Source organism: Micromonospora sp. CA-244673, from assembly GCF_050948395.1.
In the GTDB taxonomy this organism is placed as follows: Bacteria; Actinomycetota; Actinomycetes; order Mycobacteriales; family Micromonosporaceae; genus Micromonospora.
Window position 1 is genome coordinate 5,449,327 of sequence record NZ_CP192019.1, and the last position, 13,822, is coordinate 5,463,148.

A 13,822-nucleotide genomic window follows, 5' to 3' on the forward strand; every position below is an offset into this window, starting at 1 on the left:
CGCTTGACCCCCGCCCGTCGCGGCGTGCCCGGCGGGGTCGTGTCCCACCAGCCGGGCGGGGAACCTCCCTGCCCGCTCGGCGGGAGCGGGCGGGTAGGTTGCGACAAAGCCGACCACGGCCGGCCCGGCCAGTGCGAGCACGAGGGAGTGCAGGTGCGCGAGTTCTCCGTTCCGCCGATCGTCACCGTCGGCGACGCGGCCAACCTGACCGACCCGGTCTGGGACAACGCCGAGGTCGCCCCCGACGCCGTGCAGTTCGTCCGGCGCGCCGAGGGCACCGGCGGCGCCTGGATCGACGTGACCTGCCGGCAGTTCCGCGACGAGGTCGTCGCGGTCGCCCGCGGCCTGGTCGCGGCCGGCGTGGCGCCCGGTGACCGGGTCGGGCTGATGAGCCGCACCCGCTACGAGTGGACCCTGTTCGACTACGCGATCTGGGCCGCGGGCGCGGTCACCGTGCCGATCTACGAGACCTCCAGCGCCGAACAGGCCGCCTGGATCCTCTCCGACTCCGGCGCGGTCGCCGTGGTGGTGGAGAGCACCGGGCACGCCACCCTGGTCGCCGGGGTCCGCGACCGGCTGCCCGAGCTGCGCGAGGTCTGGCAGATCGACCTGGGCGCGGTGGACGAGCTGGTCGCCGCCGGCGCGGCGGTCGACCCGGCCGACGTCGAGGTACGCCGCTCGACGCTCAAGGCCGACGACGTCGCCACCATCATCTACACCAGCGGCACCACCGGCCGCCCCAAGGGCTGCGTGCTGACCCACCGCAACATCTACGCCGACATCGCCAACGCCGTGCCGGTGCTGCCGAACCTGTTCCGCCAGGGCGCCTCCACCCTGCTCTTCCTCCCGCTGGCGCACGCCTTCGCCCGGCTCATCCAGGTCGGCGTCGTGCAGGCCCGGGCCACCATGGCGCACTGCTCGGACACCAAGAACCTGGTCGGCGAGCTGCAGGAGTTCAAGCCGACGTTCGTGCTCTCCGTACCCCGGGTCTTCGAGAAGGTCTACAACGGCGCGCGGCAGAAGGCCGAGGCCGACGGGAAGGGCAAGATCTTCGACCGGGCCGAGAAGGTCGCCATCGCCTACAGCGAGGCCCTGGAGACCCCCGACGGGCCGAGCCTGGGCCTGCGCGCCCAGCAGGCGGTCTTCGACAAGCTGGTCTACCGCAAGCTGCGGGCCGCGATGGGCGGTCGCTGCCGCGACGCGATCTCCGGCGGCGCCCCGCTCGGCACCCGGCTCGGGCACTTCTTCCGCGGCATCGGGGTCACCATCTGCGAGGGCTACGGCCTCACCGAGACCGCGCCGGCCGCCGCCGCGAACCTGCCCGGGCACACCCGGATGGGCACGGTCGGCCGGCCGCTGCCCGGCGTCACCATCCGGATCGACGACGACGGCGAGGTCCTGATCTCCGGGGAGATCGTCTTCCGGGGTTACTGGCACAACGAGGCGGCCACCGCCGAGGCGCTGAGCGCCGACGGCTGGTTCCGCACCGGCGACCTGGGGCAGCTCGACGAGGACGGCTTCCTCAGCATCACCGGCCGCAAGAAGGAGATCATCGTGACCGCGGGCGGCAAGAACGTCGCCCCGGCGGTGCTGGAGGACCAGGTGCGGGCGCACCCGCTCGTCAGCCAGTGCCTGGTGGTCGGCGACCGGCAGCCGTTCATCGCGGCGCTGGTCACCGTCGACGAGGAGGCGCTGCCGAAGTGGCTGGCCGCGCACGGCCTCCCGGAGGACACCAGCGTGGTCGACCTGCGCGGGAACGAGGCGCTGCGGGCCGAGGTGCAGACCGCGATCGACCAGGCCAACCAGTCGGTTTCCAAGGCCGAGGCCATCAAGGTGTTCCGGATCCTGCCGCAGGACTTCACCGAGGCGACCGGCGAGCTGACCCCCTCGCTCAAGGTCAAGCGGCAGGTCGTCCACAAGACGTACGCGGCGGAGATCGCGGACATCTACCGGGGCTGACTACCATCCGTCACGTGCCCGCCTCGACACCCAGCCAGCCGCAGACGCAGCCCCTCGCGGCGGCGGCGCGCGTGGTCCTCCTCGCGCTGGTCGCCGCCCTGACCCTGTTCGCCACCGGCGACGCCGCCCAGCTGTGGTGGATCGCCCTGCTCGGCGTCGCCGGGCTGCCCGCCGTGCTGGCCCCCCAGCACGGCCTGCTCGCCCCGATCAGCCGCTTCGCCGAGGTGGTGGTCCTCGGGCTGGCGGCCAGCCAGGTCGCCGCCGACACCCACCTCACCGGGGTCACCGGCGGGCTGGGCGCCTCGGCCGTGCTGCCGTACCTCGCCGTGCCGGTCACCGTGACCGCCCTGCGCCGCCGGTTCCGCGAGGGCGCGGCGCTGCTCGTGGTCGCGGCGGCCACGCTGGTGGTCAGCGCGGCCTTCACCGAGGTGGGCGGGGAGCCGCAGCTCGGCCAGCCCGGCTACCTGGCGGTCTGCGCGCAGTGGCTGATCCTGGCCGGCCTCGGCCTCTACACCGCCGGCATGCTCCAGCGGGTGCTGCGGGTCCGCGGCGAGGGCAAGCCCCAGCCGTACGCGGAGGCCACCCGGCTGCTCACCCAGCTGCGCACGGTCGCCCGCCAGCTTCCCGGCGCCACCCTCGACCCGGGCGGCATCTCCGAGCACCTGCTGGAGGAGCTGCGGGTGGTCGCGAAGACCGACCGGGGCGCGGTGCTGTCGGCCAGCGGCGGCGGCCGGCTCGTGGTGCTCGCCCAGATCGGCGCGGACCGGGTGGACTGGGAGACCACGCTCGACGCGGACTCGGCCATCGCCGACGCCTGGGCCAGCCAGCAGCCGACCACCTCGGCCCGCTCGCAGGCCCGCTCCCGGGCCTCCGGCGAGGTCTCGGCGCTGATCGTGCCGCTGGTCGCCGGGGTGCGCACGGTCGGCCTCGTGGTCGTCGAGGCGGACGCCGCGCACGCGTACCCGCCGCCGGTGGTGTCCCGGGTGACCGCGCTGACCGGCCCGGCCGCGCTGCGCCTGGAGGCCGCGCTGCTCTTCGACGAGGTGCGCTCGCTGGCCACCAACGAGGAGCGGCAACGGCTGGCCCGGGAGATCCACGACGGGGTCGCCCAGGAGCTGGTGATGGTCGGGTACGGCATCGACAACGCCCTCGCCACCGTGCACGACGACGCCGAGGAGACCGCCGACTCGCTGCGCACGCTGCGCCAGGAGGTCACCCGGGTGATCACCGAGCTGCGGTTGAGCCTGTTCGAGCTGCGCAGCGAGGTGGACCGGCACGGCGGCCTGGCCGCCGCCATCGCCGAGTACGCCCGGACCGTCGGCGCCTCCGGCGGCCTGCGGGTGCACCTGTCCCTGGACGAGTCCACCGCCCGGCTGCCCGCCGCCACCGAGGCCGAGTTGCTGCGCATCGCGCAGGAGGCGGTCACCAACGCGCGCAAGCACGCCGGGGCGGCGAACCTGTGGGTCACCTGCGAGGTGGACCCCCCGTACGCGCAGATCGAAGTGTCGGATGACGGTCACGGCATCGGTGACCAGCGCCCCGACGGGCACTATGGTCTTGCGATCATGGCCGAGAGGGCGGAACGTATCCGGGGCCGGTTGGAGATCAGGCCGCGGCAACCCAGCGGCACGACCGTGGCGGTGGTACTCGGCTCCTCGCCCCGGCGCGGTAGGGTGCGCGGCAGCGAAGCAGGAGAAGGGGAGTAACCCGAGGATGACCACTAGCCCGACACCGGCCACCCGGACCAAGGTTCTCCTTGTCGACGATCACGACCTGATCCGCAAGGGTCTGCGGCACGCCTTCGAGCGGGACCGGCAGTTCGAGGTCGTGGGCGAGGCCGCCACGGCCGCGGAGGGTGTGCGCCAGGCCGGCGCGCTCCAGCCGGACGTCGTGATCATGGACCTGCGGCTGCCCGACGGCAGCGGCCTGGAGGCCACCCGCGCCCTGCGCAAGTCCAGCGCGTCCATGGGGATCGTGGTGCTCACCATGTACGCCGGCGACGACCAGCTCTTCGGCGCCCTGGAGGCGGGGGCGAGCGCGTTCGTGCCGAAGACCGCCCCGGCCGACGAGGTGGTGGCCGCCGCCCGGCACGCCGCCTCCTCCCCCAGCGCGTTCACGGCGGCCGACCTGGCCGAGGCGATGAAGCGGCGGCTGGCCCCGTCCGGCCCGCAGCTCTCGCCGCGCGAGGGCCAGGTGCTGCGGCTGCTGGCCGACGGCATGAGCGTCGCCGGCATCGCCAAGCAGCTGTTCGTCAGCGAGTCGACCGCCAAGACGCACATCTCGAAGCTCTACGAGAAGCTCGGCGCCGCCAACCGCGCCCAGGCGCTGATGACCGCGCTGCGCCTGGGGCTGCTGGAGGCCCCGGACGCGCCGAAGTTCTGACGCGTCCCGCCAGCTCGACGCCGGAGAGGCCCCGTCCGCACCCCGGACGCGGGCCTCTCCGGCATTCCGGACACCCAGCGACCGCGTACGGTGAGGGGCCGGAAACGGAGCGACGGTGGTCTTTGCACCGCGACGGCGGGCGGGCAGAATACCCGGGTGATCCGCGCGGCGGTGACCCCCGCGCGTCGCCGACACAAAGGGGTAAGCGCATGCAGCGGCCGGACTGGGCACCCGAGACCATCGACATCGAGCGCCCCAGCGTGGCCCGCATGTACGACTACTACCTCGGCGGCTCGCACAACTTCGCGGCCGACCGGGCCGCCGCCCGGGCCATGGTCGAGGCGGTGCCGGAGGCCCCGCTGATGGCCCAGGCCAACCGGGCCTTCCTCCGCCGCGCGGTGCAGTTCCTGGCCGACGCCGGCGTACGCCAGTTCCTCGACATCGGCTCCGGCATCCCGACCGTGGGCAACGTGCACGAGATCGCCCAGCGGATCGACCCGGGGTCCCGGGTGGTCTACGTCGACGTCGACCCGGTCGCGGTGGCGCACAGCCAGGAGATCCTGGCCGGCAACGACCGGGCCGCGGTCGTCCAGGAGGACCTGCGCCGGCCGGAGGCGATCCTCCGCCACCCGGACGTCCTCCGGCTGCTGGACTTCTCCCAGCCGGTCGCCGTGATGATCGTGGCGGTGCTGCACTTCATCCCCGACGCGGACCGCCCGGAGGAGTTCCTGCGGACACTGCGCGCGGACCTGGCCCCCGGCAGCTACCTGGTCATGTCGCAGGCCAGCGACGACGGCCGGGCCGGCACCGGCGAGCGGGCCGAGGCCGAGCGGGTCTACCGGCGCACCGACAACCAGCTGTTCATCCGCAGCCGGGCCGAGCTGACCGCGCTGTTCGCCGGCTTCGAGCTGGTGGACCCGGGCGTGGTCTGGGTGCCGCAGTGGCGGCCGGACGCCCCGGAGCACGCGGAGAACGCCGCGCAGGCGGTCTTCATGGGTGGCGTCGGGCGGCTCGGTGGGTGACGACGGGGCCACCGCCACCACCCGCTCCCGGCCCGGCGCCTTCGCCCGGGCCTGGGCCAAGGCGGTCTCCGGGACCAGTTACCTGCCGATGACCCAGGCCCAGCTCGAGGCGCTGCTCCAGCGGCTCACCGAGCGGCTGGCGCTGGCGCTGCGCGCCGACCCGTTCGACCTGCGGATCGGCCAGCAGGTCGGCGCCGAGCTGGTGCAGTCGCACATCGCCTCCGCGGAGGGGCTCGGCCGCACCATCGAGGTGATCCAGCTCCGCCTCGTCCGCGATCTCGACCTGGCCGTCGACGACGTCGAGGACCGGATGGCCCGGCTGCTGGCCACCGTCGCCACCGGATACGCCCGCGCCCTGCGCGACCGCACGCTGGATGAGCAGGAGGCCATCCGGCGGGCCGCCATGATGGCCCGGGCGACGGCCGAACGCGCGCTGCGCGACAGCGAGGCCCGGTTCCGGCACCAGGCCACCCACGACCCGCTGACCGACCTGCCCAACCGCACGCTGTTCACCGAGCGGCTCACCGCCGCCATCACCGCGCCCGGGCGGGGCGCCGACCGGATCGGGGTCTGCTTCCTCGACCTGGACCGGTTCAAAGTGGTCAACGACTCCCTCGGCCACCAGGTCGGCGACTCGCTGCTGGTGTCGGTGGCGCGGCGGCTGCGCCGGGCGCTCGGCGAGCACCTGGTGGCCCGGCTGGGCGGCGACGAGTTCGTCATCCTGGTCGAGCGCACCGGCTGCACCGAGGACGTGGTGAAGGTGGCCGAGGCGGCCCTGGCCGCGGTGAGCGAGCCGGCGCTGGTCGACGGGCACGAGCTGACCGTGTCGGCCAGCGTCGGCATCGTGGAACGGCCGGTGGCCGGCACCTCCCCGCTGGAGCTCATGCGCGCCGCCGACAGCACCCTGCACTGGGCCAAGGCGGCCGGCGGGGCCCGCTGGTCGCTGTTCGACGCCGACCGCAACCGCCGGGACCTGGCCCGGTACGCCCTCTCCGCGGCGATCCCCGCCGCGCTGGACCGGGGCGAGTTCTACCTCGACTACCAGCCGCTGACCGGGCTGCGCGACGGCCGGGTGGTGGGCATGGAGGCGCTGGTCCGCTGGCGCCACCCGGAGCTGGGCGTGCTCCGCCCGGACAGCTTCATCCCGCTGGCCGAGGAGACCGGCCTGATCGTCCAGCTCGGCAGCTGGGTGCTGGCCGAGGCGTGCCGCGAGGCGGGCACCTGGGCGGCCGGGCCGGCCGGCGCGCCGTTCGTCAGCGTCAACCTCGCCGTCCGCCAGCTGCACCGGCCCGGCCTGGTCCAGGAGGTGCAGGGGGTGCTGGGGCGCACCGGCCTGCCCGCCGAACGGCTGCAGCTGGAGATCACCGAAAGCACCATGATGAGCACCGTGGCCGAGCCGGTCCGCGCCCTGCGGGTGCTGGCCGACCTCGGCGTCCGGGTGGCCATCGACGACTTCGGCACCGGCTACTGCAACCTGGCGTACCTGCGGGACCTGCCGGTGAGCGAGCTGAAGGTGGCCGGCGAGTTCGTGGCCGGGCTGCGCGCCCCGGCCGGCGACCCGGGCAGCCGCACCGACGAGCGCATCCTCGCCTCGCTGGTCTCCCTGGCGCACGCCCTCGGCCTGACCGTCACCGCCGAGGGGGTGGAGACGGCCGACCAGGCGGACCGGCTGCGCGCGATCGGCTGCGACGCCGGGCAGGGCTGGCACTTCGGCCGTCCGGGACCGGCCGGGCCGCACCTGGACCGCTCCCCCGTCCTGACCGACACCGCCTCCTGAGCCCGGTCAGGCCGGGGTGCGCGGCCGGCGGCCGTCCTCACCGTGCAGGTAGGCCAGCACGGCCAGCACCCGCCGGTTGTCGTCGCCGGACGGCGGCATCCGCAGCTTGCTGAAGATGTTGTTGATGTGCTTGTTGACCGCCTTCTCGGTGACGAAGAGCCGGGCCGCCACCGCCGCGTTGGACCGGCCCTCGGCCATCAGGCCGAGCACCTCCCGCTCCCGGGCGGTCAGCTCGTCCAGCGGCCCCGCCCCGGACCGACTCGCCAGCAGCTGGGCGATCACCTCCGGGTCCATGACCGTGCCGCCACCGGCCACCCGGCGCACCGCGTCGATGAACTGGTCCACGTGGGACACCCGGTCCTTGAGCAGGTAGCCCACCCCGCCGAGCCGGTCGGAGAGCAGCTCCCGGGCGTAGAGCTGCTCGACGTGCTGGGACAGCACGAGGATCGGCAGCCCGGGGATCTCGGCGCGAGCGCGGATGGCGGCCTGCAACCCCTCGTCGGTGAAGGTGGGTGGCAACCGGACGTCGAGCACGGCGACGTCCGGGCGGTGCACGGTCAGCGCCGGCAGCACCGACGGCCCGTTGTCGACGGCCGCGACCACCTGGCAGCCGAACGCCTCCAGGATGCGGATCAGCCCGTCCCGGAGGAGGGCGAGATCCTCGGCGATGACAACTCGCACGGCAGCTCCATGCTGATGACGGTGGGCCCACCGGCCGGACTGGTCACCACCATCGTCCCATCGAACGCGGCCAGCCGGCGCCCCATCCCCGCCAGGCCGCTGCCCGCCGCCGCGTCGGCCCCGCCCCGACCGTCGTCACCGACCACGATGGTCAGCCGCCCGTCGGTGTGACCCAGCTCCACCCAGGCCCGGGACGCCCCGCTGTGCTTGCTCACGTTCGCCAGTCCCTCGGCCACCGCGAAGTACGCGGCGGACTCCACCGGTGCGGCCGGGCGGCCCGGCAGGTCGACGGTCACCGCCACCGGCATGGGCACGGCCAGCGCCAGCGCGCGTACCGCGCCCGCCAGGCCGCGCTCGGCGAGCACCGGCGGGTGGATGCCGCGGACCAGCCCGCGCAGCTCGGCCAGCGCCTGCCCGCTGGTCTCCCGCGCCTCGGCGAGCAGCCGCCGCACCGCCTCCGGGTCGTCCCCCACGAGCTGCTCGGCCAGGCCGATGCTCATGCTCAGCGCGACGATCCGGGCCTGGGCGCCGTCGTGCAGGTCCCGCTCGATCCGCCGCAGCTCGGCGGCCTGCGCGTCCACCGTGTCGGCCCGGGTGACGGTGAGCTGGCGGACCCGCAGCGCCAGCTCGGCCGTGCGGGTCGGCGGCAGGAAGAACCGGGCGAAGGCCAGGTGCAGCCAGACCAGCCAGCGCCCGGCGGCCAGCCCGCCGACCAGGAACAGCGCCCCCAGCGGGATGCAGAGCAGCGCCTCGGCCAGGTTGTCGATCGGCCAGAACGGGCCGTAGCCGAAGCCGACGGTCAGGTGCAGCACCAGCGGGAGCCCGAGCATCCCCTCCAGGCCGTACAGCGGCAGGGCGAAGGCGGCCAGGCACACCGCACCGGTGACCGCGCCGGGCAGCAGCCAGGACAGGTCGCGCCAGGTGGCCGGGTCACTCACCACCCAGCGGAACCGCCGCCACGTGCCGAACTGCGCCCCCGCCGGCGCCGGCAGGTAGGGGGTGACCATCTCGACCCCGCCCCAACGGGCCAGCCGGCGGTGCAGGCCGGCGCACAGCCGGACCAGCGCGGTGGCCACCGGGAACAGCGCGAACCCCACGCCGAACACCGGGATCAGCAACAGCGACACCAGCGACAGCACGAAGAGCGCGACGTGCGTGCTCAACGACAGCAGGGCGATCAGCAGCCCCTGGGCGGCGGTGACCGCGCCGGGCCGGATCCAGGTGCGGAGCAGTCCGCGTACGCCGTCCACGGACTCATTCTGCGGCACCGGCCGCCACCGATCGGTGGTGCTGGCACCACCCCGGCCGGCGCGCTGACACCCCTGACCCGCGCGCGACCGGACCGAAGGATCGAAGGCGGGGTCACCGACCCCGCAACCGTGACGACGAAAGGGAACTCGGATGTCCCCACAACGCCTGGCCGGCCTGCCCGCCGGCCGCCGCGGCAAGTACGCGGTCCTCCTGTTCTGGCTGGCGCTGCTCGTGGCGGCCGGCCCGCTCGCCGTGAAGCTCGGCGAGGTCCAGGACAACTCGACACTCGGCGCGCTGCCGGCCGGCGCCGAGAGCAGCCGGGCGGCGCAACGGGCCGAGGCGGCCTTCCCCGACTCGCGCCACCCCCTCGCGATCGCCGTCTACGTCCGCGACAGCGGCCTCACCCCGGCCGACCGGGCCCGGGTCGAGGCCGACCGGGCCGCCTTCGCCGCGTACGCCGACGGCGGCGCGGTGTCCCCGCCGGTGGCCGCCGCCGACGGCCGGGCGCTGCTGCTGTCCCTGCCGGTCAGCCTCGACGACGAGCGGCGCGCCGAGGCCGTCGACGCGCTCAAGGACCGGCTGGCCGACCGCGCGCCACCTGGCCTGCGGACCGCGCTCACCGGGGATGCGGCCGCCGAGCACGACGTCTTCGACGCGTTCTCCGGAATGGACGGCGCGCTGCTGCTGGCCACCGCGCTCACCGTCGCCCTGCTCCTGCTGATCACCTACCGCAGCCCGGTGCTGTGGCTGATCCCGCTCGTCGCGGTGGCCGTGGCCAACCAGCTCGCCGGGGCGGTGGTCTACCTGCTGGCCAAACACGCCGGGCTGGCCGTCGACTTCCAGAGCCAGACCATCCTCACCGTGCTGGTCTTCGGCGTCGGCGTGGACTACGCCCTGCTGCTCATCGCCCGCTACCGGGAGGAGCTGCGCCGGCACGCCGACCGGCACGCCGCCATGGCGGTCGCGCTACGCCGCTCCGCCGGCGCGGTCTGCGCCTCGGCGGCGACCGTCGCGATCGGACTGCTCTGCCTGCTCGCGGCCGACCTGCCGTCCACCCGCGGCCTGGGCCCGGTCGGCGCGGTCGGCATCGCGGCGGCGCTGCTGGCCATGACCACCCTGCTGCCGGCCGTGCTGGTGCTGTGCGGCCGGTGGCTGTTCTGGCCGTTCGTGCCCCGGTACACCCCCGGCGCCGACACCCGGGACCGCGCCGCCGACCACGGGGTGTGGCGGCGGATCGCCGGCCTGGTCGCCGGCCGGCCCCGGGCGGTCTGGCTCGGCACCGCCGCCGCGCTGGCCGCGCTGACCCTGGGCATCGGCAACCTCGGCCTGGGCCTGCCCGACGACGAGTCGTTCACCACCGAGGTCGGTTCGGTCGCCGGGCAGCGGCTGATCGCCGCCCACTTCCCGGGCGGCTCGGCCGCGCCCGCCGAGATCCTGGCCGCCGCCGGTACGGCCGACCGGGTGGTGGCCGCCGCCCGCGCGGTGCCGGGCGTCGCCGAGGTGGGCGCGCCGGAGCGCTCGGCGGACGGCCGGTGGGTCCGGGTGCCGGCCGTGCTCGCCGGCGCGCCGGACAGCGACGACGCCCGGGACACGGTGACCCGGCTGCGGACCGCCGTGCACGCGGTGCCCGACGCGCGGGCCCTGGTCGGCGGGCGGACCGCCACGGTGCTCGACGAGGAGCGCACGGTGAACCGGGACAACCGGGTGGTCATCCCGCTGGTGCTCGCGGTCGTCCTGGTCATCCTGGTGCTGCTGCTCCGGTCGCTGGTCGCGCCGCTGCTGCTGATGGCCAGCGTGGTGCTGTCCTACGCGGCCGCCATGGGGGCGGCCGGGCTGGTGCTCGACGCCCTGGGCCACCGGCGGCTCTTCGTCGGGGTCCCGTTGCAGGCGTTCCTGTTCCTCGTGGCGCTCGGTGTCGACTACACGATCTTCCTGATGACCCGGGCCCGCGAGGAGGTCGCGCGGATCGGGCACCGGCCGGGCGTCCTGCGCGCGCTCACCGTCACCGGCGGGGTGATCACCAGCGCGGGCGTGGTGCTGGCCGCCACCTTCGGCGCGCTGCTGGTGCTGCCGCTGGTGCCGTCGGTGCAGATGGGCGTCATCGTGGCGCTCGGCATCCTGCTCGACACCCTGCTGGTGCGCAGCCTGCTGATCCCGGCGCTGACCCTGGACCTCGGGGCGCGCACCTGGTGGCCGGGCCGGCTCGCCCGGCGGTCGCCGCAACCGGCACCGGCGGAGCCCGCCCTGGCCCGCACCTGACCCACCCGCTTCTCACCGGCGGCCCCGGCACGACGCCGGGGCCGCCGGGTTCGGACCTGAGCCGCCGCTCCGGCCCGGCGGGTCCGCCCCGGGGTCAGCCGGCGAGCAGGGCCGCCATCCGCTCGGCCTGGGTCTCCCAGCGCCACTCCCGCTCCACCCAGGCCCGGCCGGCCGCGCCGAGCTGGCGGGCCAGGTCCCGGTCGGCCAGCAGGGTCGCCACCCGGTCGGCGAGCTGGGCCACGTCCCGGCCGCGGACCACGTAGCCGGTCTCGCCCTCCCGGACGGCGTCCGGCGCGCCACCCGAGTCGCCGGCCACCACCGGCAGCCCGGTCGCGCTGGCCTCCAGGTAGACGATCCCCAGGCCCTCGACGTCCAGCCCCCGGTTGCGGGTCCGGCAGGGCATGGCGTAGACGTCACCGGCGGCGTAGTGGGCGGGCAGCTCGGCCGACGGCACCGAGCCGGTGAACACGACGTCGCGTTCCACCCCGGTCTGCCGGGCCAGCTTCGCCAGCGTCGCCCGGTAGGGCCCGCCGCCGACGACCAGCAACGCGGCGTCCGGCACCCGGCGGCGGATCTCCGGCATCGCCCGGATGAGCATGTCCTGCCCCTTGCGCGGGACCAGCCGCGAGACGCACACCACCACCGGCCGGTCGGCCAGCCCCAGCCGCAGCCGCACCCGCTCGCCGTCGACGGCCGGGTGGTAGGTGTCCACGTCGACGCCCGGCGCGAGCCGGCGCAGCTCGGTCACCCCGTCGAGCACCCGGGCCAGCCGGACCCGGGTGTATTCGCCGAGGTAGGTGGTGACGTCCACGCCCCGGCCGATCCGGCGCAGCGCCGTCCGGGCGCCGGGCAGCGTGGCCCAGCCGGCCTCGTGGCCGTGGGTGAGCGCCACGGCCCGACGGATCCCGGCCCGCCGGCGCAGGCCCGCCGCGAGCAGCCCCAGCGGGGCCGCCGCGCCGAACCACACCGTGTCGCAGTCGTACGCCCGCGCCAGCCGCGCCGCCCGGCGGGCCACCAGCGGGGTGGGCAGCAGCACCTTGGTGCGCTCCCGGACCACCTCGAACGGCTGGTCGGCGTCGAACTTCGCCGCGCCCCGCCAGCTCGACGCGTAGACCACCACGGAGCCCGGGGGCTGCCGCACCGCCAGGTGGTGCACGAACGACTGGATGCCGCCGGGGCGGGGCGGGAAGTCGTTGGTGATCAGCAAGGTGCGGCTCATCGGCCCGACTCCCTGGCGTAGGCGCGGGCGGCGGCCATCCGCTCCACGGTGGACGGGTGGGACGCCGACCAGAGGTATTCCCAGCGGGGCGGGTCGGGGTCGGCCAGGTTCACCCCGGCCAGGCGGCGCTGCATCGCCTCGAAGGTCGCCGGGTCACCGGTGAGCGCCAGCGCGTGCGCGTCGGCCCGGGCCTCCACCCGCCGGGAGACCAGCGCCTGCGCCGGCGTGGCCAGCAGGCCGGCCACCGTGACCAGCGCGAGCAGCAGCGGGAACGCCCGCGGTTGGGCGATCGAGTCGACGCCGGCCAGCCGCAGCAGCGGCGCCCAGGACCCGATGAGATAGAGGGCCACCACCGCGGCGGCGGCACCCAGCGCACCGGTCAGGGTGCCGGTCCAGACGTCCCGGTCCTTGGCGTGCCCCAGCTCGTGGGCGACCACGCTGGTCACCTCCGCCGGGTCCGCCTCGCGCAGCAGGGTGTCGTAGACCACCACCCGCCGCGTCGGCCCCAGCCCCGAGACGTACGCGTTGACCGCCCGGGTCCGCCGCGAGGCGTCGGCGACCAGCACGTCGCGTACGGGGACCCCGTCGCGGGCCGCCAGGCTGGTCAGCTCGGTGCGCAGCGGGCCGGGCTCCATGGGGGTGAACCGGTTGAACACCGGCTCGACCAGCACCGGCAGCACGAACGACAGCAGCACCACGAGCGCGGCGGCCCCGGCCGCGCCGAACGCCCACCACCAGCGCGGGGAGAGCCGGACCACGGTGTAGAAGCCGAGCAGGACGAGCGCGCCGATGACCGCGCTGACCGCGTACGACTTGAGCAGGTCGACGGCCCAGCCACCCCAGCCCTGGGTGCTCAGCCCGTAGCGGGTCAGCACGGTCTGCCGCCAGGCGGCGAAGGGCAGGGTGAGCAGGTCGGCGAGGAACATCACGGCCAGCCCGCCGAGCACCGCCTGGGCGGTCCAATGCCCGCCGAGGGGCCGGCCGGCCAGCTCGACCAGGCGGCTGCCGAGCGGGGTGAGCCCGAGCAGCAGGGCCACCACGAGGCCGACGGCGAGCGCCGACCAGCCGGCCGGGCGCAGCGCCCCGTGGAAGGCCCGGCCCCGGGCCACCTGGTCGACGGGAAGCGCGCGCAGCGCCGCGAGCTGGTCGGCGCGGGGCGCCGGCGGCCGGGTCCACGGCACCAGCAGCGCCCCGGCGACGAGCAGCGCGACGGCCAGCCCGGCCAGGGTCAGCACCGCCCAGCCGCGCGGGGTCACCGACCCACCCCGTCGC

Annotated in this window: 10 protein-coding genes; 6 read left to right on the plus strand and 4 right to left on the minus strand. The window is 75.4% G+C overall.

What is annotated here, in order from left to right; all coding sequences use genetic code 11:
* Positions 1-153: 153 nt before the first annotated feature.
* The 5 genes from ACQP12_RS24845 (at position 154) to ACQP12_RS24865 (ending at position 7,140) form a co-directional block, all read left to right on the plus strand.
* Positions 154-1,959: an AMP-dependent synthetase/ligase gene (locus ACQP12_RS24845; protein ID WP_433282420.1), complete on the plus strand. Its 1,806-nt coding sequence runs from the start codon at positions 154-156 to the stop codon at positions 1,957-1,959.
* A 14-nt stretch (positions 1,960-1,973) separates the two neighbouring features.
* The gene (locus ACQP12_RS24850) at positions 1,974-3,665 is read left to right on the plus strand and encodes a sensor histidine kinase (RefSeq protein ID WP_433282422.1); all 1,692 of its coding nucleotides are present in this window, start codon (positions 1,974-1,976) and stop codon (positions 3,663-3,665) included.
* A 7-nt stretch (positions 3,666-3,672) separates the two neighbouring features.
* Positions 3,673-4,341: a response regulator transcription factor gene (locus ACQP12_RS24855; RefSeq protein WP_007072219.1), complete on the plus strand. Its 669-nt coding sequence runs from the start codon at positions 3,673-3,675 to the stop codon at positions 4,339-4,341.
* Positions 4,342-4,550: 209 nt separating this feature from the next.
* Positions 4,551-5,363 (plus strand): SAM-dependent methyltransferase, encoded by an 813-nt coding sequence (locus ACQP12_RS24860; RefSeq protein ID WP_433282424.1) that lies wholly within the window; start codon positions 4,551-4,553, stop codon positions 5,361-5,363.
* A gap of 88 nt (positions 5,364-5,451) precedes the next feature.
* Positions 5,452-7,140 (plus strand): putative bifunctional diguanylate cyclase/phosphodiesterase, encoded by a 1,689-nt coding sequence (locus tag ACQP12_RS24865; RefSeq protein WP_433289433.1) that lies wholly within the window; start codon positions 5,452-5,454, stop codon positions 7,138-7,140.
* 6 nt (positions 7,141-7,146) lie between these two features.
* On the opposite strand, the gene ACQP12_RS24870 is transcribed toward ACQP12_RS24865, so the two are convergent.
* Complete coding sequence (locus ACQP12_RS24870; protein ID WP_433282426.1) at positions 7,147-7,821, minus strand: LuxR C-terminal-related transcriptional regulator; 675 nt, start codon at positions 7,819-7,821, stop codon at positions 7,147-7,149.
* Positions 7,773-9,071, minus strand: coding sequence for a sensor histidine kinase (locus tag ACQP12_RS24875; RefSeq protein ID WP_433282428.1), 1,299 nt, complete (start codon positions 9,069-9,071; stop codon positions 7,773-7,775). The genes ACQP12_RS24870 and ACQP12_RS24875 overlap by 49 nt, the downstream gene beginning before the upstream one ends.
* A gap of 151 nt (positions 9,072-9,222) precedes the next feature.
* Between ACQP12_RS24875 and ACQP12_RS24880 the strand changes: the two genes are divergently transcribed.
* On the plus strand, positions 9,223-11,331 hold the full coding sequence (locus ACQP12_RS24880) for an MMPL family transporter (RefSeq protein WP_433282430.1): 2,109 nt from the start codon (positions 9,223-9,225) through the stop codon (positions 11,329-11,331).
* A gap of 94 nt (positions 11,332-11,425) precedes the next feature.
* Here the strand turns inward: ACQP12_RS24880 and ACQP12_RS24885 are convergent, their stop codons facing one another.
* Together ACQP12_RS24885 and ACQP12_RS24890 are read right to left on the minus strand one after the other, a co-directional pair.
* Positions 11,426-12,550, minus strand: a complete 1,125-nt coding sequence (locus ACQP12_RS24885) for a glycosyltransferase family 4 protein (protein WP_357939773.1) — start codon at positions 12,548-12,550, stop codon at positions 11,426-11,428.
* Positions 12,547-13,806: a M48 family metallopeptidase gene (locus ACQP12_RS24890; RefSeq protein ID WP_357939772.1), complete on the minus strand. Its 1,260-nt coding sequence runs from the start codon at positions 13,804-13,806 to the stop codon at positions 12,547-12,549. Before ACQP12_RS24890 ends, ACQP12_RS24885 begins: the two co-directional genes overlap by 4 nt.
* Positions 13,807-13,822: the final 16 nt, after the last annotated feature.